This is a genomic window from Sporosarcina cyprini (assembly GCF_022048975.1).
GTDB lineage: Bacteria > Bacillota > Bacilli > Bacillales_A > Planococcaceae > Sporosarcina > Sporosarcina cyprini.
The window spans coordinates 105,637-127,500 of sequence record NZ_JAKMHX010000028.1 but is presented as its reverse complement, the minus strand read 5'-3'; the positions used below and the strand labels follow the sequence as shown (position 1 = coordinate 127,500).

Annotated in this window: 19 protein-coding genes; 6 read left to right on the top strand and 13 right to left on the bottom strand. The window is 44.4% G+C overall.

Annotated features, from left to right (window positions below; genetic code table 11):
* Positions 1-393 precede the first annotated feature (393 nt).
* Positions 394-1,296, bottom strand: a complete 903-nt coding sequence (locus L7D49_RS11890; RefSeq protein WP_238081095.1) for a DMT family transporter — start codon at positions 1,294-1,296, stop codon at positions 394-396.
* A gap of 127 nt (positions 1,297-1,423) precedes the next feature.
* Between L7D49_RS11890 and L7D49_RS11885 the strand changes: the two genes are divergently transcribed.
* Positions 1,424-2,146, top strand: a complete 723-nt coding sequence (locus tag L7D49_RS11885) for an MgtC/SapB family protein (protein WP_238081092.1) — start codon at positions 1,424-1,426, stop codon at positions 2,144-2,146.
* A 15-nt stretch (positions 2,147-2,161) separates the two neighbouring features.
* Complete coding sequence (locus L7D49_RS11880) at positions 2,162-3,172, top strand: cation diffusion facilitator family transporter (RefSeq protein ID WP_238081090.1); 1,011 nt, start codon at positions 2,162-2,164, stop codon at positions 3,170-3,172.
* Positions 3,173-3,252: 80 nt separating this feature from the next.
* Here the strand turns inward: L7D49_RS11880 and L7D49_RS11875 are convergent, their stop codons facing one another.
* The 4 genes from L7D49_RS11875 to pruA all read right to left on the bottom strand — a co-directional run bounded on the left by L7D49_RS11875 (position 3,253) and on the right by pruA (position 8,646).
* Positions 3,253-4,419, bottom strand: coding sequence for an iron-containing alcohol dehydrogenase (locus tag L7D49_RS11875; protein WP_238081088.1), 1,167 nt, complete (start codon positions 4,417-4,419; stop codon positions 3,253-3,255).
* Positions 4,420-4,499: 80 nt separating this feature from the next.
* Complete coding sequence (locus L7D49_RS11870; protein ID WP_238081086.1) at positions 4,500-5,744, bottom strand: Glu/Leu/Phe/Val family dehydrogenase; 1,245 nt, start codon at positions 5,742-5,744, stop codon at positions 4,500-4,502.
* Positions 5,745-5,829: 85 nt separating this feature from the next.
* Positions 5,830-7,023 (bottom strand): ornithine--oxo-acid transaminase, encoded by a 1,194-nt coding sequence (locus L7D49_RS11865; protein ID WP_238081084.1) that lies wholly within the window; start codon positions 7,021-7,023, stop codon positions 5,830-5,832.
* Between the two features lie 75 nt (positions 7,024-7,098).
* Complete coding sequence (pruA, locus tag L7D49_RS11860) at positions 7,099-8,646, bottom strand: L-glutamate gamma-semialdehyde dehydrogenase (protein ID WP_238081102.1); 1,548 nt, start codon at positions 8,644-8,646, stop codon at positions 7,099-7,101.
* Positions 8,647-8,786: 140 nt separating this feature from the next.
* Between pruA and L7D49_RS11855 the strand changes: the two genes are divergently transcribed.
* Positions 8,787-10,094 (top strand): sigma 54-interacting transcriptional regulator, encoded by a 1,308-nt coding sequence (locus L7D49_RS11855; protein ID WP_238081081.1) that lies wholly within the window; start codon positions 8,787-8,789, stop codon positions 10,092-10,094.
* 35 nt (positions 10,095-10,129) lie between these two features.
* Here L7D49_RS11855 and yugI read toward each other — a convergent pair whose 3' ends face one another.
* From yugI to L7D49_RS11830, 5 genes are all read right to left on the bottom strand, one after another.
* Entirely contained in the window at positions 10,130-10,513 is a 384-nt protein-coding gene (gene yugI, locus L7D49_RS11850; RefSeq protein ID WP_238081079.1) for a S1 domain-containing post-transcriptional regulator GSP13, read from the bottom strand.
* A 105-nt stretch (positions 10,514-10,618) separates the two neighbouring features.
* Entirely contained in the window at positions 10,619-12,274 is a 1,656-nt protein-coding gene (locus tag L7D49_RS11845) for a hypothetical protein (RefSeq protein WP_238081076.1), read from the bottom strand.
* Positions 12,275-12,389: 115 nt separating this feature from the next.
* Positions 12,390-14,564, bottom strand: a complete 2,175-nt coding sequence (locus tag L7D49_RS11840; RefSeq protein WP_238081073.1) for a hypothetical protein — start codon at positions 14,562-14,564, stop codon at positions 12,390-12,392.
* The gene (locus tag L7D49_RS11835) at positions 14,554-15,111 is read right to left on the bottom strand and encodes an RNA polymerase sigma factor (RefSeq protein ID WP_238081071.1); all 558 of its coding nucleotides are present in this window, start codon (positions 15,109-15,111) and stop codon (positions 14,554-14,556) included. The genes L7D49_RS11840 and L7D49_RS11835 overlap by 11 nt, the downstream gene beginning before the upstream one ends.
* Before the next feature lie 116 nt (positions 15,112-15,227).
* The gene (locus L7D49_RS11830) at positions 15,228-15,488 is read right to left on the bottom strand and encodes a DUF1871 family protein (protein WP_238081069.1); all 261 of its coding nucleotides are present in this window, start codon (positions 15,486-15,488) and stop codon (positions 15,228-15,230) included.
* 79 nt (positions 15,489-15,567) lie between these two features.
* On the opposite strand from L7D49_RS11830, the gene L7D49_RS11825 reads away from it, so the two are divergent.
* The gene (locus tag L7D49_RS11825; RefSeq protein WP_238081067.1) at positions 15,568-16,740 is read left to right on the top strand and encodes a MalY/PatB family protein; all 1,173 of its coding nucleotides are present in this window, start codon (positions 15,568-15,570) and stop codon (positions 16,738-16,740) included.
* 29 nt (positions 16,741-16,769) lie between these two features.
* Here L7D49_RS11825 and L7D49_RS11820 read toward each other — a convergent pair whose 3' ends face one another.
* Positions 16,770-16,973 (bottom strand): hypothetical protein, encoded by a 204-nt coding sequence (locus L7D49_RS11820; protein WP_418895878.1) that lies wholly within the window; start codon positions 16,971-16,973, stop codon positions 16,770-16,772.
* 46 nt (positions 16,974-17,019) lie between these two features.
* Positions 17,020-17,754, bottom strand: a complete 735-nt coding sequence (locus L7D49_RS11815; protein WP_238081063.1) for a peptidylprolyl isomerase — start codon at positions 17,752-17,754, stop codon at positions 17,020-17,022.
* A 206-nt stretch (positions 17,755-17,960) separates the two neighbouring features.
* On the opposite strand from L7D49_RS11815, the gene L7D49_RS11810 reads away from it, so the two are divergent.
* Both L7D49_RS11810 and L7D49_RS11805 read left to right on the top strand, forming a co-directional pair.
* Complete coding sequence (locus L7D49_RS11810) at positions 17,961-19,196, top strand: MFS transporter (protein ID WP_238081061.1); 1,236 nt, start codon at positions 17,961-17,963, stop codon at positions 19,194-19,196.
* An 85-nt stretch (positions 19,197-19,281) separates the two neighbouring features.
* Positions 19,282-21,135 (top strand): transglycosylase domain-containing protein, encoded by a 1,854-nt coding sequence (locus tag L7D49_RS11805; RefSeq protein ID WP_238081058.1) that lies wholly within the window; start codon positions 19,282-19,284, stop codon positions 21,133-21,135.
* A gap of 19 nt (positions 21,136-21,154) precedes the next feature.
* Here the strand turns inward: L7D49_RS11805 and L7D49_RS11800 are convergent, their stop codons facing one another.
* A complete protein-coding gene (locus L7D49_RS11800) occupies positions 21,155-21,715 on the bottom strand; it encodes a YufK family protein (protein ID WP_238081056.1) in 561 nt (186 codons plus the stop codon).
* Positions 21,716-21,864: the final 149 nt, after the last annotated feature.

The following is a 21,864-nucleotide window of genomic DNA, read 5'->3' as shown; positions in this document are numbered from 1 at the left end:
ACTCGCTCAGTCGGTCACGTACCGTAGTACGCTCCCTCCTTCACTCGTTCGTCTCCTAGCACTGCACTACATCTCGGTCGCCAGCAAGTACTTCTTTAATAGAAGAAACTTTGAAGAAATTCGAGTAGCTCGATTTCTGCTGGCATCATTTAAGATGTCAATTTCGAATCCGAAGATTCGTGTTTGTCGTGTTCCCGACAGGGTCGGGTTTCGACTTTATTGTTGACGTTTTGCTGTTCAGTTTTCAAGGTTCATTGCGCTGTTTGTTTTCAGCGACTTTACTAATTTACCATGTTGTTTTCTTTAAGTCAACAACTTTTTTAAGTTGTTTTTTTGTCATGCCCTCTCTCTCAAGAGGACATGTACTAATATACAACATAGTCATTTAGGAAATCAAGCTTTTTTCGAAAAAAATATTCGTCTAATTTTATTGCCATCGACTATAAAGAGGAGAATCCCTGAAATAACAACGATTCCGCCTGCAGTTTGGCTGATGCTTAAGGTCTCGTTAAAGACATAGTAAGCAAGAATGGCTGCTCCTACCGGTTCAAATAATATAGCAATTGAGATGACATTCGTGCTTACCCATTTCACTGCCCAATTAAAAAGTGAATGCCCGAATAAGTTCGGAATAAGAGCTAACAAGAAAAACCAGAACCAGTTTGAAGCATCATACGGTCCAAATGACTCTCCTTTGATTAAGACATAAAAAAACAGTGTAATGGTACTGATTGAGTACAACACAAACGTATAAGTAATGAGAGACAATCTCTTCCGTACTTCTTGTCCAAATAATAGATAGGCTGTCACTAAGGCACATCCAGCCAGTGCAAGCATGTCTCCATAGAATGCTGTGCCGCTCACTTTGAAATCGCTCCAGCTGATGATGACACTCCCGGCAATTGCGATACCAGCAGAGATAATTGTTTTTAGTGACAATCTTTCTTTAAAGAAAAAATACGTTCCCGCTAATGCGAATATCGGTTGTAACGTAACTAAGACGGTAGAACTTGCAACCGATGTGTAGTTAAGCGACTCAAACCACAGGATGAAGTGGAAGGCCAAAAAAATACCCGCTATCGCGGAAAAGGTCCAATCCTTCCGGCTTAAGCGGAATATCTCTTTTCGATACTTCAATAGAAATATCGGCAACATAAGAATGACTGAGAAAAACATCCGATAAAACGCAATCACTCCGGATTCGGCTGTCGAAAGTTTTACAAAGATTGCTGAAAGCGCTACGGAGATAACTCCGACAATAATCGGGATGTATGGGTGTATTTTAGGTTGATCCAAGGTGCTCACGTCCCTTTCATTAGGTGATTATGTTATAAAGCCAGTCGTTCAGGCAATAGAAACAATGAGAATTATATCACGCAAATTTTATTTGTTACAGTTCAATTTTCTTTTTGGGGGGATCCTTATGGAATGGATTGCAAACAGCGCCATGTACCCCGAGGTGTTGATCAAGCTCGTTCTTGCCTTGGGATTAAGTTTAGTGATCGGTGTGGAGAGGGAAATAAAGAAAAAGCCGATTGGATTGAAAACGAGTGCAGTCATCTCCACTTTCAGCTGCCTCTTAACGATCGTTTCGATGGAAGCGGCGTATTTAGTTCCTTCACGGGCAGATATTAATGTCCAAATGGATCCGCTCCGACTCGCTGCGCAAATCGTCAGCGGAATCGGATTCTTAGGAGCTGGCGCTATTTTGCGCAGGGATAACGATAATATCACTGGTTTGACAACTGCCGCCATGATATGGGGTGCAGCAAGTATCGGGATTGCAGTCGGCGCGGGCTTTTATATCGAAGCTGCGTTTGCCGTCGTTTGTGTTTTGTTCGTTATTGAAATCGTCGCTCCCGCTCTGGATAAATACGGTCCGAAACGCATTCGTTCCAAAGAGGCTGCATTTATTGTCATTGTTTCGGATAAGACTAAAATTAATGACCTGATTAAATTCCTTAACAAGGAAAACATGATGATCGAAAATCTTCGCATCAAAAAAATTGTGAACGATGAAAAACAGGAAGCTCATGAATTAGACTTCCGTTTAGCCGCGCTCACAAAGAAAGAAACTGCCGAACTATATCTTGAGCTCACTGAACTAACGTACATCGAATCAGTCGAACTAGAAATTTTCCCATAATTGGAGGCCATTCATGTGCACGATTTATTTCATTTATTGAAGCAGGGGAATAAATCCTCCTTGCTTGCAGCTATTGTCAATGCGATTATCGCCATTATTAAAGGAGCCGCATTCCTATTCACGGGGAATGTCGCCATGTTCGCGGAAACCATGCACTCTCTAGGTGATGCCGCGAATCAATTCTTCGTTTTCATCGGGTCAGCTTTATCTAAAAAAGCGCCGACTCCTAAATTTCCGAATGGATTTGGCCGCGTTGTCAATCTAGTCTGTCTGGGCGCCGTCATGGTAGTTGCCATTATGTCTTACGAAGCAATCAAAGAAGGATGGCATCACGTTTTGAATCCAGTGGAAACGACAGGATTACTGATCAACCTATCTGTACTTGGTTTGGCAACAGTGCTTGAATTCGCAGTATTACTGAAAGCTTCCAAAGAGATTATGCACGATCTAGGCATTGATAAGAAAGGTTTGGCTGCCTTCGCATCCAGTTTTCCCAACTTAAAGCGTGCAAAACCAGCAACTAAATTGGTGTTTATGGAAGATCTCGTCGCTACAATTGGAGGTATCCTTGCTTTCGTGGCAGTCCTGCTCGCTCATTTTACCGGTTTCCTTGCAGCTGAAGGGATCGCTTCCATGATCATCGGGCTGATGATGTTCTATGTTGTCGGAAAGATCTTTTTAGAAAATGCGAGAGGCGCTATTGGAGAAACCGATGAGGAAATGTTGAATCATATTGCTTTTCTCGTAGCTGAAGATCCGGATATTAAGGATATTCAAAAAGTAGAAGTAATAAAAGAAGGAGAATTTCTACATGTGGAGGTCGTGGCAGAAGTAGATCCAACGAAAACAGTTGCGTTCGTCGATGACATACGGGACCGGCTCATGCTTCTCATCCTAAAGCAAAAAGGCGTACGGGAAGCAATTATTTCATTTGATGAGGATGATGGAGTGAAAACGTGGAAAGGTGTCAATCAGCCGGAGAAAATTCACGACATCAGTACAAAACTGCCTAAACCAAACAAATAACATGGAAATGGCGGGGTGGCTATACGCTCCCCCGCCATTTTATTTATACTAGGGTTCTTCCCTTACATAACCACGAACTTTTACAAGGAGGCTGTCAGAATAGAAGCTACTTGCTCCTTATTCAATTTAGCAAAGTTGCCCACCGGTCCTCCTGCCATCGCCTTATCCGCCATGACGTCAATTTTCGAATCATCAATTCCGTAGTCATGCAAACGAGAAGGCGCACCAATCGAAGACCAGTACTCACGAAGACGCGCAATCCCTTCGAGCGCAACATCTTCTTCAGACTTCCCATCTGGGCTGACACCAAACACATTGACAGCCAATCTTGCAAATCGGCCTGGATTTAAGTGGACAGATTGCTCCATCCAGTGCGGGAACAAGATGGCGAGCCCTCCGGCATGAGGAATATCGTATACCGCTGAAACAGCATGTTCAATTGTATGCGTTCCCCAGTCTCCTCCGTTATTGCCCATACCAAGAAATCCGTTCAGTCCCCATGTTCCAGAAAGCAAAATCGTTTCCCGAAGCTCATAGTTTTGCAAGTCTTCAACAAGCTTCTTGCCATTCTCCATAATGGCACGCAAAGCACCCTCACATAACTCATCTTGGAGTGGCGTATTTATTTCATCGTGGAAGTATTGCTCAAAAATATGCGACATCATATCGACGATGCCGTAAACCGTTTGGTCCTTTGGCAAGGATAATGTATACGTTGGATCTAGAATTGAGAACTTTGGAAAACTGAATGGACTTCCCCACCCATATTTCTCTTCCGTCTCTTCGTTAGTGATAACTGAGCCCGCATTCATCTCCGAGCCTGTCGCAGCGATAGTTAAGATGGTTCCGAAAGGCAATGCATCTGCAGGTTTCGCCTTTTTCACGACGAAATCCCATGGGTCTCCATCATATTTCGCTGCTGTTGCAATTAATTTCGTGCAGTCGATGACAGAACCGCCGCCTACCGCTAGAATAAAATCAATTTGATGTGTTTTACACAGTTCGGCACCGCGCGCTGCAGTCGTCACTCGCGGATTTGGTTCTACTCCTGCCAGCTCATGCACTTCCATGCCGTTAGCATTTAATATCTCCATCACTTCCTCATAGAGACCATTGCGCTTAATGCTTCCGCCGCCATACACGACAAGCACCTTATTCCCATACGGCTTGATTTCTTCCGCTAAGGAAGCAATTTTGTTTTTCCCGAAAATGAGTTTCACTGGATTTTGAAAAACGAATCCATTCATATAATCCTCTCCCATCATATCTATCAATTTAGGGCAAAAAAGACATCCTCTATTGAAGAGGATGTCTTGATTGTCGCATATTACGCCCAGCCACGGAAGCGTGACGCTTCAGCAGTTTTACGAATACCGATCATGTACGCCGCTAAGCGCATGTCAATATTACGAGTTGTGGAAACGTTATATACGTTTTCAAATGCAGTTACCATTTTTTCAGTCATTCTGTCGCGAACTTCTTCTTCTGTCCAGTAATAACCCATGTTATTTTGAACCCATTCGAAGTACGATACTGTTACGCCGCCTGCACTTGCAAGCACGTCAGGCACAAGAAGGATGCCGCGTTCAGTAAGAATTTTAGTCGCTTCAGATGTTGTCGGTCCGTTTGCGGCTTCAACAACAATCGTCGCTTTAATATTATGAGCGTTCTTTTCAGTGATCTGGTTTTCGATAGCAGCCGGAACTAAAATATCGCAATCCAATTCCAAAAGTTCTTGGTTGGAGATCGTATTGTCGAACAAAGTAGTTACTGTTCCAAAGCTGTCACGACGATCTAGCAGATAGTCGATATCCAATCCGTTCGGATCATGCAAAGCACCATACGCATCGGAAATACCGATTACTTTTGCGCCTGCATCGTGGAGGAACTTCGATAGGAAGCTTCCTGCGTTACCGAATCCTTGGATGACGACACGCGCACCTTTCATATCGATTCCACGGCGTTTTGCCGCTTCATTGATGATGATTGTTACGCCTTCCGCAGTCGCACGGTCACGACCTTGGGAACCGCCGAGGACGATCGGTTTTCCTGTAATGAATCCTGGTGAGTTGAATTCATCGATGCGGCTGTATTCATCCATCATCCATGCCATGATTTGAGCATTAGTGAAAACGTCCGGAGCAGGAATATCCTTCGTAGGACCCATCACTTGGCTAAGCGCGCGTACATATCCACGGCTTAAGCGCTCTAGTTCGCCCATTGACATTTCTCGTGGATCACAGATGATACCGCCTTTCCCTCCGCCATAAGGAAGGTCGACAATACCCGCTTTCAATGTCATCCACATAGATAGAGCTCGCACTTCGTCTGCAGTGACTTCCGGATGGAAACGGACTCCGCCTTTTGTCGGGCCGACTGCATCGTTGTGCTGGCCGCGATATCCTGTGAATACTTTCACTTTTCCATCATCCATTTTCACTGGAATCCGGACCTCTGTCATACGGATTGGTTCTTTTAGTAGTTCGTACATTCCTTCATCGTAGCCTAGTTTGTCAAGTGCTTCTTTGATGACAACTTGTGTAGACGTGAACAGATTCAGGTTTTCAGTCATGTAAAAGTTCGCCTCTTTGATTCATAATTGTTTTACAACGCCCATATTGTACCATAGTCTAAAGACCTTTTGTAGAAATTAATGATTAACTTTCAAAAACTTTATTGATTCGTTCGATCGCCCAATCCAATTCCTCTTTCGAGATAATTAATGGAGGAGCGAAACGGATCACCGTGTCATGTGTTTCTTTGCAAAGCAAGCCAAGTTCTTTCAGCTTTTCACAGTAAGGACGAGCTTCTTCGGTCAATTCAACACCGATGAAGAGTCCGCGGCCACGCACTTCTTTAATAGAAGGATGCTGGATTTTCTTCAATTGCTCAATGAAGTAGTTACCAAGTTCCAATGATTTATCAGCAAGTTTCTCATCTTGCAGAACTTCAAGGGATGCGATGGATACTGCACAAGCCATCGGATTTCCACCGAATGTAGAACCGTGAGATCCTGGGTTGAAAACGCCAAGGATATCTTTGTTTGCTACGACGCAAGAAATCGGGAACACACCGCCGCCTAATGCTTTTCCTAGGATATACATATCCGGCTCAAAGCCTTCCCATTCAGTCGCGAACATTTTACCTGTACGGCAAAGACCTGCTTGGATTTCGTCTGCGATGAATAGTACATTGTTCTTTTTACATAGTTCGTAAGCAGCTTTCATATAGCCTGCAGGAGGAATGATAATGCCTGCTTCACCTTGAATCGGCTCGATGATGAATGCAGCTGTGTTTGGTGTAATCGCTTTTTCCAACGCTTCAATATCGCCATATGGAACAAGCTTGATACCTGGAAGCATCGGACCAAATCCACGCTTGTATTCCGGATCGGACGATAAGGAAACAGCTGTCATCGTACGACCATGGAAGTTACCTTCACAACCAATAATTTCAGCTTTATTCTCTTCAATGCCCTTTACATCATAAGACCAACGGCGAGCAGCCTTGATAGCAGTTTCAACAGCTTCCGCACCTGTGTTCATCGGAAGAACCATATCCTTACCGGAAATTTGGCTCACCATTTCATACCACGGACCAAGTTGGTCGCTGTGGAAAGCACGTGAAGTTAATGTCACGCGATCCGCTTGATCTTTAAGCGCCTGAATGATCTTCGGGTGTCTATGACCTTGGTTCACAGCAGAATATGCAGAAAGCATATCCATATATTTATTACCTTCCGGATCCTTAACCCAAACACCTTCCGCTTCAGAAATTACAATCGGAAGTGGATGATAGTTGTTCGCTCCGTACTTTTCGGTTTGTGAAATCACTTTTTCTGATACTGTCATATGAAACCCTCCTTTAATTATGTATGGAGCAGGTCAGGCAATTGCCGCCCGCTCCACGGTTGTCGCAATGTAAGCTTATAGCGTTTCAGATGTTGTCTTGCCTTGCATGTGAAGTTGCAAGTAATCTGGTCCGCCTGCTTTGGAGTCTGTACCGGACATATTGAATCCGCCAAATGGCTGGTAACCTACAATCGCGCCTGTGCAGCCGCGGTTGAAGTACAAGTTTCCAACGTGGAAATCTTCACGAGCCTGTTCGATGTGGTGACGGTTGTTCGAAATGACCGCGCCAGTCAAACCGTAATCTGTGTTGTTTGCAATTTCAATCGCTTCATCAAAGCTTTTCGCTTTTGTAATCGCGACAACTGGTCCAAAGATTTCTTCTTGCATAACGCGCGCATCAGGAGCGACGTCAGCAAATACAGTTGGAGCGATGAAGTAACCTTTTGAGCTGTCTCCTTCTCCACCTGCGACAAGACGTCCTTCTTCTTTACCGATTTCGATATAGCTCATGATTTTATCGAATGAACCTTGATCGATAACCGGACCAGCAAAGTTAGACTGGTCAGTTGGATCACCGTATGTCAAACCTTTTGTCAATTCCTCAACGCGGGAAACGACTTGATCATAAACATCTTCAAGGATGACAGCACGTGAACATGCTGAACATTTTTGACCGCTGAAGCCGAATGCCGACTTAACGATAGATTGTGCAGCCAATTCAAGATCCGCTTCGCTATCCACGACAATCGTATCTTTACCGCCCATTTCAGCGATAACGCGTTTCAACCAAATTTGGCCTTCGTTCACTTTGCCAGCACGTTCGTAGATGCGTGTACCAACTTCACGTGAACCAGTGAAGGAGATGAAACGAGTTCTAGGGTGATCGACAAGGTAGTCGCCCACTTCAGCACCGGAGCCTGGGATGTAGTTGACTACGCCTGCAGGCATTCCTGCTTCTTCAAGTACTTCAATAAATTTATATGCAACAACCGGAGTCGTAGAAGCCGGTTTCAATAAAACTGTATTCCCAGTAACTAGGGCTGCAACTGTCGTACCTGCCATGATTGCAAGCGCAAAGTTCCATGGAGAGATGACGACACCTACACCTAGAGGGATGTAATCGAAACGGTTGAATTCGCCAGGACGGCTTTCAACTGGCATGCCATCTTTTAATGTAAGCATTTGACGGCCATAATACTCTAAGAAATCGATTGCTTCTGCTGTATCAGCATCCGCTTCGTTCCAAGGCTTACCTGCCTCTTTTGTTAGCAAAGCAGAGAATTCATGCTTGCGGCGGCGAATAATCGCTGCTGCTTTGAATAGAACGTCTGCACGGAATTCAGGCTTCACTTTTCTCCATGTATTGAAAGTTTCATCTGCTGTTTTCATCGCTTTTTCAGCAAGATCTCTGCTCGCTTTGGAAACGCGGCCGATAACTTCTTCTTTGTTTGCTGGATTTGTGGAGACAAGCTTGTCTTCCGTCATAATCCGCTCTCCACCAATGATTAATGGATAATCTTGACCAAGGTAGCCTTCCACCAATTTCAATGCCTCTTGGAAAGCTTTTTTATTTTCCTCTAGAGAAAAGTCTGTAAATGGTTCGTGTTTGTACGGAATCATGATACTCCTCCTTCAATTATCCAAACGCAAAAATTATTTGCATTTATTCTTTGATTACAACTATAATAATGCAAGAGATTATTGCATATTTCAAGTCTTTTCTCTTAAATTTGTTATAAAATTTTCACTGGATGGTGTTAAAGTTGGTTCAATACGACAATCCTTACTTTCCATTTTATCAATTTGCGGTCAATCATGCGGGTGTCGGCATCCATGCCATCGACCAAACCGGCAGGACGATCATTTATAATGACAAAATGAAAGAGATTGAAGGGCTCGACCTAGATGATGTAGGAGACCGTTCCATACTGGAGCTCTTCAGTTTTGAACAGGAAGAAAGTACGCTGTTGAAAGTGCTTCAAAGTGGAAAAGAACAACTGAATGTCAAACAGACCTATTGGAACCGGAACGGGAATGAAATCACGACCATCAACGATACCTTTCCTATTTTCTCAGAGGGAACTTTAATCGGCGCAGTTGAAATCGCCAGAGATGTAACCGCCCTGGAGAAATTTATTTTCCACCCGCTACGGAAGAACAGTACACCTGTCACGTTCAATCAAATAGTAGCCAATTCGGATGCGATGAAAGCTGTCATTACGACCGCAAGAAAAGCGTGCAGTGCAAAGCTGCCGATTCTCCTCATCGGCGAAACGGGAACAGGAAAGGATTTATTGGCTGAAAGCATTCATAATGAATCTTCGTCAACAGATACTCCCTTCTACACTCTGTTTTGCCATAGTACCGATTCGGAAATGATCGAAAAACTTGCGCACGAATTCGATGAAGCAGACCAGTTTACCTTATTTTGCGAACGGATCGACCTCCTGTCTATGGGACTGCAGCAGAAGCTTCTTTCCATTTTAAGCGATGCGGAGAAGGACGGACGCCAGTTCATTGCGAGCATCGGGGAAGACCCGGTAGAATTGATTTCACGCGGCACTTTGTTGAAGGATCTTTATTATTTCTTTGCTTCCTTCACTATCCGGATTCCTCCTGTCAGGAAACGGAAAGAGGACATTATGCCTTTTATCGATGCGTACCTGACGAAGCGCAAGGAACGTTTCGGCTATTCACTTGAAGGAGTTTCCGAAGAAGTGGAACAGCTGTTTCTTCTTTACGACTGGCCGGGCAATTTACGGGAGCTGGAGTTTTTGCTCGATGAAATCTCTTCCTTGGCTACAATGGACACCGTCATCACATATGAAATGCTGCCTCTCCATTTCAGAATCAAAACGGACGACATGATGAACAAGCCTGTTCAAGCTGTCGACTTTATTGTACAACCAAATAAAGATTTAATGCCCCTCGATCAATTTTTGCGGGAGGCAGAGGAATATTATTTGCTGAAAGCGATGAAACTGCATGATGACAACATCACAAAAACGGCCAATGCGCTTGGAATGAGCCGCCAGAATCTTCAATATCGATTACGGAAAATAAAAAAATGAAGGAAACGGCAACTGAAGCCGCTCCCTTCATTTTTTTATTGATAACCTGATCGTTCGATCCAGTCCTTCAATTTGTCTTTAAGTGAATTAAAACCATCCGCATCATGCTCTTTCACACGATCTTGCAGTGATTTACGATTTTTTGCCATCTTGTTTTTCTTTGCGGCATCTGTCGTTTCCTGCAAGGCACGGATGGATAGGCTGATTTTGCCTGCCTCTTCATCCACTTCCAATACTTTTACGTTTACTTCTTGTCCAATGGCGAGGTAATCGTTTATATCGCGAACGAACCCGTATGTGATTTCCGAAATATGAACGAGACCTTGCGTCTCCTCGTCCAGCGCGACAAATGCACCATACGGTTGAATTCCCGTCACTTTGCCAGAAAGTTCTTCCCCCACTTCATATTTTCTTGCCATGTTGAAACAGCTCCCAATCTTTTTGGTATCGATTCTGCCTATACGGCCATCCGCAATTATACCATGTAATGAAATTAAGAGCAAAAAATTGACAAGTTTTAAACACTATTCAGGTCGTTCGGAAAATTGGCTCACCGCTTGGTCTAATGACCGGTAAATACCGTTTGCTTTGAGCTCTTCATAATACGGGGAATAAAACCATCCATCCTCCTCCATCTCTTGAACGACACGGGACATGATAGAAGCGGATGGAGAATCGGGACCTAGCGACGCGATTTGCTGCCACGCTTCCCGGTACTCTTTTTTCACACGGGAATCTGCGCCAACTGCATTATGACCACCTTCTCCCAAAATGCTGATGAATACCCACGTATAGGCTCCATACAGATATTCCGAGGCTTCTTTCTTGCGCTCTGTTTTCAGCAGCAGGTTTTCCATTTCTTCGAGATAATTCACTAACTTATCTAATGACCGATCAGGATAGTGCAATGCCTTGTTAAAGTCATATTGAGGCAATTTTATATATACAACACAATCAGGGTGAAGGAATCGGGCGATGCGGTCACTATACTCATTTGTCCCAAGTAAGGGAGTTGGATATGCGCCGTTAATGGAGGTCAAGTAGATATTTTGCGACTCCATCCCCTTTAGCACGTTCTTCAGCTCGTCAGATATGGTGTCCTCCTGTGGCATATACACTTCACCGTCTTGTAGTTCATCCATTTCCATCAATTCCGGAAATTCAGTGGTGGATAATAAATACGTATAGCCCCCTTGCATCTGCATAAGTTTAACCAAGTAGCGTTCCAAAAATCGCTCACTTTCTTCAAGATTTTTCGTCAACGGACGAGCAAACAGCTCCTCCGCTATCTCGGACGGCAACTTAATCTCATCAATAAATTTGTCGTACTGTTTGAGCGCCTCTTTCTTATCAATGACACCCTTTTTCTCAAGAGTGTAGTCTAAATTGAAAATGTACATATCAAATTCTTTACGTATATCTCTGTTATAAAGAAAATTAATCATCATCGGGTCTTTCTCGATCAACGGAGCAAGTCCGCTTTGATCGAGCCTGTCTTGGAATTCCTTCTCGAAAGAAGCTTCAAGCTTCGCAATGAGTTTAGCGGATGACGATGCCTTATGCTCATCGCTCGAAATGACCCAGAAATACGAGATAACGGCGAGAGACAGCATGCCGGCGACCCAGAGGTAGATCGTTTTTTTAGGTCTAACAGGCTTCTTTTGGATGACTGGCTTTACGATAGATTCAGCCTGGTACAGCTGTTCATAACGGAAAGATGGCCGAAGCCTTTCAAGTGATATATGTAACAAGGATAACTTCTTTTCAATAAGCGGATCGTTGAAACTGGCTAAGCCTTCCCTCTCCAGCTCAACTATCGTTTCCTCAGGCAAGCCTGTAATACGGGCAATTTCGTCCACCAGCAACATGTGTAACCGTGAAAAAAGCAGCACGCTTTTCATGTCAACTGGCAAGTCTGTCAATCTTCCAAAAAGTTCGTTATCTTCCTCAAATGTCAAAAATCCTGTGGTTGGAGAGGGGATATTCTTGGAAAGCCGCACATAGACGTCGCGAAAAACATGGGCCTGTTCCAAATCCGCATGTATCCCATTTTGGGCATGATATTCTTGAAAAAACGTTTCGGTCCATTCTCCAGCGACTTCTGGTGGCACACCAAGTTGGATGGCCAATTGCTCCACCTGTCTCGCCAGTTGCATCAGGCGTTCTGTTCGTTCCCCCATGGAATCATCTCCCACTCTCTCCAATCTCTGTCCCTCTATCTTATCAAGTTATCTAGTTCTGGACAAACATACAAAAAGCTGCCACCCGGAGAGGCAGCAGCTCAGAGACATTTCCTTACTTCGGTTCGTATTTCACACGCCATCCATCTTCCGTCCAGATCATCCGGAGTTCCACGGTCTTTTCATAATCAGGGAACTGCTCTGTATTCACATGGAGGGTAGCAACGCCCGGCCAGTTTCCTTCTTTGTCCTGTTCCATTCCTTTGAACGACATAGATGTGAACAACTCATTAAATCGTGGCCATGACGGCTTCATGGTCTTTATGAATTCTTCCTTTCCCACGAGGTCACTCCCCGGACCTTTATAATACAGTTTATATAACGTGTCGAGGTCATTGCGGAAGCCGGCATAGTAATAGAGTGCTACAATCGACATCGGCTCTATCCCTAGAAGCGCTTCCCCATTTTGGTCCTCCGACACTTGATTGTAAAGCCGGACGATATTCTTCATCGTATCATCAGTGATTTCAGTGAGAGGCTGCTCTTCGTAAGAAGGTAATTTCTGCAATGTCACATCTCCAATGAACCAAATCCCATTGTCATGTATGACGTTCAGTGCATATCTTACATTCCCCTGCCTGGATAAATTGACAGTGCCATACAAGAGGTTATCGTTCCGAAAAACATCTTCCCCGGAGAAGCTGATTTCATCGCTGAGAGATAATAAGGACAACGCCTTTTGCCACGATGCCTTGTACTGCTTCAGTGACATCTCGTATCCACTTTCGGAGTACTTCCATACATTTTCATGATGCAAGTGATACATCATTTCAGTATCATTTTTCTTATTCGCCAGATCATATAGCGCGACAATATCGATAGGAGACCGCCCTTCTAATACCGCAAGATCATATTGTTTTTTGAATGAACTGTAAAGGCCTTCGATTTTTTGCTCAAACGCAGCATCCGGTACTTTAATCTCCTCGTCTGGAAACACCGGTTGTTCTCCGTACATATACATTTCTAATTGCCCTGCCCTTTGCACGACTAAGGCGTCTTTAAGTGCATCGTACCCAATCCGGTTCAACGTTTCGGATGTTGTCCAGCCCGATTCTTCCATCTCTTCAACAATAGGCATCATGACATATCGCAAAGGAGTTGCCTCGGAACCAGACGCCATGTTCTTCCACGCTTCTCTGTATTCCTGCTTCACCTTCCCTTGTTCATCAAAGACAGGTGATTTCTCTGTGCCCCGCAAAATCGTGTTGAACATAGTGACGTAATACGTTTCCAGGAGTTGATAAAGAGCCGAATTGTCTTCAACATTTGTCAAAGAATGCTGCATGCCTCTCATCATTTCCACTGATTCCTCCAACGGATACACCAGCTCACCTGCCACAATATAAGGGGCTTCTGTCATCATATCGATATACGCCCGCGTGTCGGGGTTCAGAAGTGGAACAATTTGTTCATGTATTTTGGAAGAATAGTACTTAGTGAAAAACTCTTCGCCATATGAATCCACGTCAGATTGCAATTGAATCGACTGTTCCTTCATTGTATCAAGGATATTTTGAAGCCTTTCCGGGAACGCCCCCTTACTCATTCCAATCATATACGCTTTATCAAGGGACGGATCGACCTCATATGCTTGCAAAAGGTCGTTATTTTCCTGAAGAATTTCATTGTAGATCGCAGTAAGGCGCTCTACTTTTTCTCTATAGGCATTGATAAATTCAAGGCTACCCTCTTTATCCTCAGTTAACGGATTCGATTTAAGATCCGCCACCATTTCAGAAGGTGTTTTTAAATTCTCCACGCCTTGATTGTAAAATTGCATTAACCTTCCTTTTGGATCACCATCTTGTAGTAAGGATGAAGTTGAACCGTTCGTTACCATCCAAAAAGGATCGTACGAATCATACTTATCAAAATCCTGCTTCTCCAATTTCAACAAAACTCTTCGCTTCTCTCTCTCCACCTCGTAATCCTTTTTTAATTTCTCCATAAGCTGATCTATTTCGTCGGATGTAACTGGTTCTTCATCTGTATTTTTTTGATCCGCCACATATAATCCCGCAATTAGACTGATGATCAGAATGCTTGCGATGCCAACGACCCATACCATGACTTGCTGGTTAATCTTCTTTCGCTTCCCTGCCGGCATGTCAGCTGGTTTGGTTTCCGCTTCAAGTTTTTGGAGCACCTTGCTTGGATCAAATGTGGAAGGAACCCGCTCATACGATTTTTTCAGCAATTCCATCCGTTTCTCAAAACGCTCATTGTCCATTTGAAGCACCTCCTGCTTGCGAGATCATTTCTTTTTTGAGCAATTCCTTCGCTCTGAAGATCCTCGTCTTGACGGCTGGCATGGTCATATTCAAAATATCTGCAATTTGTTGGTAACTCACATCTTGAAAATAAAAGAGGATGAGCGGAATGCGATATTTTTCATCCAGACGGACCATCGCTTCATGCAATTCCCGGTCTTCTTCAAAAAGGAAGACTTGGTCCTCGGCTGAAGGTTCGCTGGAATCAAATCGATTGGTGACGAACTTTTCTCGCTTCTCTTTTTCTCGTCCTTCCTTCCTGTAATAATCCCTTGTTGCATTTAACGTGATTTTATAGAGCCACGTCGTAAAACGCTGCTGGTTAAATTGGGGGAGAAAGCGATATAACTTGATGAACACTTCTTGCGTCACATCGCCGATATCATCCAGTCGCACGCCGCATTGGTATGCAAATTTCTCCACCGTTCGATAATAATTCGACATTAATTCGCCGTAAGCCGCATGATCCCCAGCCTGGGCCTTGGCTATCAGTTCGGACTCATCCATTTCTCTTCCCCCGTTCTCTCTATTGCAGATGATACGACGGCAATCGTTGAATTGTTTCATATGAAATAAAAAAAGCATCTGCCCAGTGGACAGATGCGATGTGAATGGTTTTTATATTAGACTATACATTTCGCTTCATATTTGATGGCCAGCAATTTGTAGGCAATTTGCATACAATGCTCAAGCGGAATCCATAATTCATATGAGTGTTCGTAAATCTCACGGATCCGTTTAGCCAAATCTGTCGGATGATCAAGCACTTGAAGTTCCGCGACTACCTCCGTAATCTCCAAGTCATATGCATGTGTACCGGCATCGAATGGATCCCATTCTTCAAGAAGCGCCACTGCTCTTTTATTCATCTCAATTGTTTGCACGACAGGTCACCTTATTTTTCTTTTCTCCTATTTATGATAGCATAGTATAGTCAAAGAAAAAAGGAAAGAGGGATTTTCATTGAAAGCATTTGAACATGTGATCGATCGCCGAAATACCCGCTCCGTCAAATGGGGAAATATGGAGGCCGTATATGGTGTGGAAGATGCATCCGAGATCTTGCCAATGTGGATTGCTGATATGGATTTCGCAGCCCCTGCACCCGTGATTGATGCTATGCGGGAACGCTTGGACCATGGGGTTTTCGGTTATTCATACATATGCAAGGGCTGTAAGGATGCTGTCCGTGAATGGCTTTCTTCCCGTCATGGATGGGAGACGAAAAACGAATGGATGTTATTCCATCACGGTGTCGTTCCGGCTATTGCCACAGTTGTGGAAACATTTACAAAGGAAGGCGACAACATTTTAATTACGCCTCCTGTCTACCCGCCGTTCTTCAATGTACCAGGCCATCAGAAACGCAATCTTGTCGAGTGTGTAATGAAAGAAGAAGAGGGACGTTACTCGATCGATTTTTCGGAATTCGAAAACTCTTTAAAACAGAATGTGAAGTTATTCATCTTCTGCAACCCGCATAATCCGGGAGGCATCGTATGGAAAGAGGACGAGCTGAAGGAAATCCTTCGACTCTGCAAAAAATATGATGTGCTCGTCTTATCAGATGAAATCCATGCCGACCTCGTATTCGAGGGCAGCCGTCACATTCCGTTGGCGAAGATTGCCGAAACCGAAGGCGGTCGTGTCATCACATGTGTCGCTCCGACCAAAACTTTCAACCTCGCCGGCGTACAAGCTGCCGTCATGATTGCCGAGGACGAAGATCTTCAGGCGGCGCTCGCCCAAAATGCGTTAGCGCACGGACAAATGGAATTAAACGCATTTGCCGCTTCTGCATTAACTGCTGCCTATAAAGAAGGCGGTCCATGGCTGGACGAACTGCTGGAAGTCATCTCAAGCAACATGGATTACGTAAAGGAAGAACTTGAAGCGAAAGTACCTGGTATCAAGATCGCCAAGCCGGAAGCAACCTACCTGCTGTGGATCGACTATCGGGGAACCGGCTTAGACGAGAAAGACATGATGGAAAAGCTATTGAATGTAGGTAAACTCGCGCTGGAGCCCGGCACTAAATACGGCGAATCCGGAAGAGGCTTCCTCCGCATGAACGTAGCAACTCCACGTTCTGTTGTGGAAGACGGCGTGAAACGGTTCATCCGCGCATTGGCTTGAAAAAGATTAAGTAAATAGAAACAGCATCCTCACAGATGAGGATGCTGTTTTTCTCTTGCTTCGCGGCGCTCTCGTAAAATTCGCTCTTCCAATTCCCTCGTCTCTTCTTCCTGCTTTTTCGAATTATGACGAATCCACATGAATGTGAGAACAAGAAGGACCATGAAAAACGCAAATGAGATAGCGGCCGGAATATACTCGGTCTTATCTTCCGGAAAGTAAAGGAACGGCATTAGAATCGCGTTCAATTACGACACTTCCTTTTTTGTTGAGTTTACATTATTTTTGAATGATTTCAATGGATTGAATCGATACATCTTCAACCGGCTTGTCTTGACGGCCAGTTTCCACTTGAGCAATTTTATCCACAACGTCCATTCCTTCAATGACTTGGCCGAAAACGGTATGTTTTTGATCCAAGTGAGGAGTGCCGCCACGCTCAGAGTATGCTTCAGCGATTTCGTCAGGCCAGCCGCCTTTTTTCAATTGGTCAGCAGAACCTGGTGCACGACTCGCCTGAACGATGAAGAACTGGCTTCCGTTTGTATTCGGGCCCGCATTTGCCATGGAAAGGGCTCCTCTAATATTGAAAAGATCCATTGTGAATTCATCCTCGAATGAATCTCCATAAATGCTTTCGCCGCCCATGCCAGTGCCGGTAGGGTCTCCGCCTTGGATCATGAAATCATTGATAACACGGTGAAAAATGATGCCATCATAATAGCCGTTTTCTGCATGAGTCAAAAAGTTTTCAACCGTTTTTGGCGCTTGTTCAGGAAACAGCTTGATTTTGATCGGCCCCAATGTTGTGTTCATCACAACTAGTGCTTCATTTGCAGCAACTTCGTTTGTCAATTGTGGATACATGGCAGTAGCCTCCTCTGAATTTGAAACTGATTGGTTTACGGAAGAATTCGTCTCTTCCTCTAGTGGTTCTTCTGGCTTGAGTTCGCTTTGACCGCAAGCCGTTAATAAAATCATTAACATGATCATCGCACTGATGGTCATTTTCATTACTTCTGCTCACCCTGTCCAAGTTTACCATATTCATTTCTGTTTTTCGATTTATTAAGCATGTTATTTCCTTCGGTTATCGAATTGTTTTATACTATTGCATGTCAGTAGGTAAAGTTTAGTTCCAACAGGCAAAGGGAATCCTTTTTTTGATTGGAACTTTCCAGGCATTAGCGCATTTGCATGCGAAGAAAGCGGGTTTCCAAATGACAGTACAAAAACGGAATTTTATTATTATATGGTTTGCTAACTTCCTCGTGGCCGGAACGATGACCATGATCATGCCTTTCCTCTCCTTATATATTGAGACATTCGGAGACCATTCAGAAGCTTATGTACAAAAATGGGCCGGACTCATATTCGGTGCCACATTCATCACCGCATTGATCATGTCGCCAATCTGGGGCCGTGTTGCCGATAAATACGGCTATAAGCCGATTCTGTTAATTAACGGTTTCGGGATTGCGACCTCTGTTTTCCTCATGGGCTTCGTCCATTCCGTCGAAGCATTTTTCCTTCTTCGTCTTCTGAATGGTGTCGTAACTGGATTCATTCCGACTTCTCTTGCGTTCGTCTCCTCTCAGACCGCTCGGGAAGAAGCCGGAAAGAGGCTCGGCACATTACAAATGGGAAGCGTCACCGGTACTTTGTTTGGCCCAATCCTCGGTGGATTGCTGGCAGACGCATTCGGCTTCAAGTACACATTCATCATTACTTCCTTTTCGGTCGTCGTGGCCGCAATTATTGTATTGATCGGTATTAAAGAAGAGAAAAGAATAAAGGACGCAAAGAGTGCCCATTACTCCCGCAAAACGATTTTAAGCGGACTGCTCCATCATCGTCTCATGCTGAATGTCATGATCGTCACCGCGCTGATCCAAATCGGGAACTTCAGCATTCAACCGCTTCTTTCTTTGTATGTCGCTGATTTAAGCCATGCGACAAATGTAGCATTCTTAGCGGGGATCACTTTTAGTGCAGCCGGTGTGGGCAATCTTTTATTTGCACGGCGATGGGGAAAGCTCGGCGACGATATCGGATATGAAAAAGTGCTTGGCACCTTATTATTGTTATCGTTCCTGTTCATCATTCCGCAGGCGTTCGTAACGAATATCTGGCAATTAATCATTTGCCGGCTGTTATTCGGGATTTCCATGGGTGGCATGATTCCGATTACAACGGCTTTGGTCCGGAGAGAAGCACCGATTAATATTCAAGGAGAAGTGATGGGCTATAACACGAGCTTCCGGTTCCTCGGAAATATTATCGGGCCTATGTTCGGCGGTATCGTGAGCGGATTCATCGGCATCTCTTCTGTCTTTATCCTGACAGGCGTCTTGTTTTTGCTTGGTTTTGCATTTTTATATTATGCAAAACGCAAACCGGTTCAGGACTTCGAGGATTTTCTTGCTGAGGGCGAGAAACAAAGGGCAAAAGTTTAATAGACATTTCCGTAAAATGAGCACACTTCGACTTTCGAAGTGTGCTATATTTTTTATATGCATAATTTGGAATGGAGGCTCGTATTTGAAGCAGTTAATCGGTGTGGGATTCATATTTCTTTGCATCCCGCTGTTATGGGGCGTCCAGCATTCAATCGCTTCTGAGGTAACGAAAGCACAATCAGCTCATAACGAGTTACAAGATTCGCTTGAACTAACTGAAGGGCAAAATAGTCTGCCCATTATCATCAAAGACCGCAACGGGATTATCGTTGCCGAACAATACGCAGAATGGAGACATCCTCTCGAACTGTCCTCTATTCCCCTCTTTATTCAGCAGCTGTTTATTACTAGTGAAGATAGGGGCTTTTATGAACACCGCGGGTATGACGTCTCGGCCATCGCAAGGGCTTTCGCTGTAAATGCCGCAGCCGATGACAGAAAACAGGGAGGTTCGACGATTACGCAACAAGTAGTCCGAATGAATTTCTTAACAACGGAGAAAACGTATGAAAGGAAATTCCGTGAACTGCTCTATGCGGCAGAAATGGAAAAACAGACGTCGAAGGACGACATTTTAGAGATGTATTTGAATGAAATGTACTTCGGACACCGGGTGTATGGCATCGGTGCCGCTTCCACGTACTTCTTCAGCCGTCCTCTCGAACAGCTGAATGAGGCGGAGATGGCTTTCATTTCCGCTATTCCAAACAATCCGTCCCTCTACGATCCGGTTCGTCATTTCGACAAGACGAAAAAGAGGCAGGAGCTGCTGCTCAATCAATTGGCACAAGAGGGCGTTATTACAGATGAGGAATGCGAAGCGTATAAAAAATATCCGATTCAGCTGAGCTTAAAAAAGAAAGCGCGTGGTTACGATGCATACAGTTCTTATGTGCTTGCTGAGCTGGAAGAACTGGTTGCCCAAGCGGAAGGATTCGATGACAAGATTCAAACTGCCGCTACCCCTGAAGAGAAAGAGGCATTGAAAAAAAACTTGCAGAAAAGAACAACCGAGATTGCCCAAAGCGGAATTGTCATCGACACCGCACTGTTACCAAAGAAGCAACTGCATGACGAAAAGGCGCTGGATGCATTGCTTCCGGAAAACGGTCTGCAAGCCGGTGCGGCTGTCATAGACAATGACACGAGAGAGATTGTCAGCATTTACGCTGGAAAAGGCTACCGCAAAGCGGATTTCAACCGCGCCTACCAAGCCTACCGGCAGCCGGGATCTGCCATCAAACCGTTGCTGGTATATGGCCCCTATCTTGAAAGCGGGCCCTATTCGGAACGAACGCCAATCGATAGCAGCAATATTTGCGTTGGCTCCTATTGTCCGACAAACATCGGTGGATACCGGTATGGCATCACAACGCTCGGCGAAGCCTTCCGGTATAGCCATAATACAGCAGCCGTCCGCTTGCTCCTGACTGTCGGGCTGGATCGCGCATTCGATTCGCTAACTCCTTTTCATTTCAAGATGGTGACGGAAGAAGACAAAACCTATTCAGCCGCACTTGGGGGATTTTCCAAAGGCGTGACGCCATTAGAAATGGCATCTGCCTACTCCAGCTTCATTGATGGCACGTACCAGCCAGCGCATGCCATACGTGCTGTAAGCAGCTATGACGGTGAAGCACTATACCAATGGAACGACAAGCGGGAAACCGTCTGGAGCTCTTCCACAACCGTCACTATGCGGTCGATGATGAATGATGTCGTGCGCAACGGTACAGGGAAAGGCATCCGATTGACAACTGCCTACACAGGGGCAAAGACCGGTACGACCAATCACTACAAAGATATTTGGGTAGCCGGCTTCAATGACCGGTTTACGACAGCCGTCTGGATCGGACGCGACACCCCGCAGCCAATCAAGTACGCCAGTGACCAAAAAATACATTTACGCGCTTTTAACGCATTATTAGAGGAGTAGCCCTTATTGGGCTGCTCCTCTATACTTTCGGCAGACTGGCCATGACGCCGTTATATAACTTCAACAAGATATAAAGAATACAAGACAGAAACAGACTCCAAATAATAATTTCAAACGCAATTAAACCGACTGTGCTGCCCAGTGTCATGAACTTTGTTAGTTTGAACACGATGTAGATGAAATAAATGAATGTCGTTAAGATGAAGACAAGTAAAAGGATAGTGACTGATTGGATACCGACAACAGAAGCAAGAGCACCGAAAAAGTAAATGACATTGCCGCCCTTCGCCTCGCTGTATGACTCCCCTTTCGCATCCTTCGAAAAAAACAGCATCGCGGTTTCATGAATCGTCTCTGCAATGAGCTTTAACGCAGAAAACAGCATAAAAAAAACAAGTGCATAGATGATAAGCAAGAAGAGCCGGAGTTGAGCATCCGTCAAAAATTCCCGCATTCCAGCATAAAGCCCGATTTCCTGAAAAAACCCGACCGATGCACTTACTGTATAAACACCAAACGTTAAACTGAACAGTGATATGGTAACAAAAGGCAAATAACCGAACAAATATGGATTCCTCATTTGACACCCCAAAAAATATTATCTTTTTCTATAATATAGGAAGAGAGTCGACTTTAGCAATAAAGTGTCGACATCGCCTATGCAAATATGCCCGAATTACGTTATACTTTTAAGCAATGTAAGGAATTTTGATTCAGTTGTTGGAAGGA

Excerpts from the sequence above, each read along its gene's own strand:
- L7D49_RS11875 (WP_238081088.1), bottom strand. The coding sequence starts at position 4,419 with ATGAATGGATTCGTTTTTCAAAATCCAGTGAAACTCATTTTCGGGAAA.
- L7D49_RS11885 (WP_238081092.1), top strand. The coding sequence starts at position 1,424 with ATGGAATGGATTGCAAACAGCGCCATGTACCCCGAGGTGTTGATCAAG.
- L7D49_RS11820 (WP_418895878.1), bottom strand. The coding sequence starts at position 16,973 with ATGCCGTTCCTTTACTTTCCGGAAGATAAGACCGAGTATATTCCGGCC.
- L7D49_RS11815 (WP_238081063.1), bottom strand. The coding sequence starts at position 17,754 with ATGAAAATGACCATCAGTGCGATGATCATGTTAATGATTTTATTAACG.
- L7D49_RS11835 (WP_238081071.1), bottom strand. The coding sequence starts at position 15,111 with ATGGATGAGTCCGAACTGATAGCCAAGGCCCAGGCTGGGGATCATGCG.
- L7D49_RS11800 (WP_238081056.1), bottom strand. The coding sequence starts at position 21,715 with ATGAGGAATCCATATTTGTTCGGTTATTTGCCTTTTGTTACCATATCA.
- L7D49_RS11810 (WP_238081061.1), top strand. The coding sequence starts at position 17,961 with ATGACAGTACAAAAACGGAATTTTATTATTATATGGTTTGCTAACTTC.
- L7D49_RS11865 (WP_238081084.1), bottom strand. The coding sequence starts at position 7,023 with ATGACAGTATCAGAAAAAGTGATTTCACAAACCGAAAAGTACGGAGCG.
- L7D49_RS11840 (WP_238081073.1), bottom strand. The coding sequence starts at position 14,564 with ATGGACAATGAGCGTTTTGAGAAACGGATGGAATTGCTGAAAAAATCG.
- L7D49_RS11845 (WP_238081076.1), bottom strand. The coding sequence starts at position 12,274 with ATGGGGGAACGAACAGAACGCCTGATGCAACTGGCGAGACAGGTGGAG.
- yugI (WP_238081079.1), bottom strand. The coding sequence starts at position 10,513 with ATGGCAAGAAAATATGAAGTGGGGGAAGAACTTTCTGGCAAAGTGACG.
- L7D49_RS11870 (WP_238081086.1), bottom strand. The coding sequence starts at position 5,744 with ATGACTGAAAACCTGAATCTGTTCACGTCTACACAAGTTGTCATCAAA.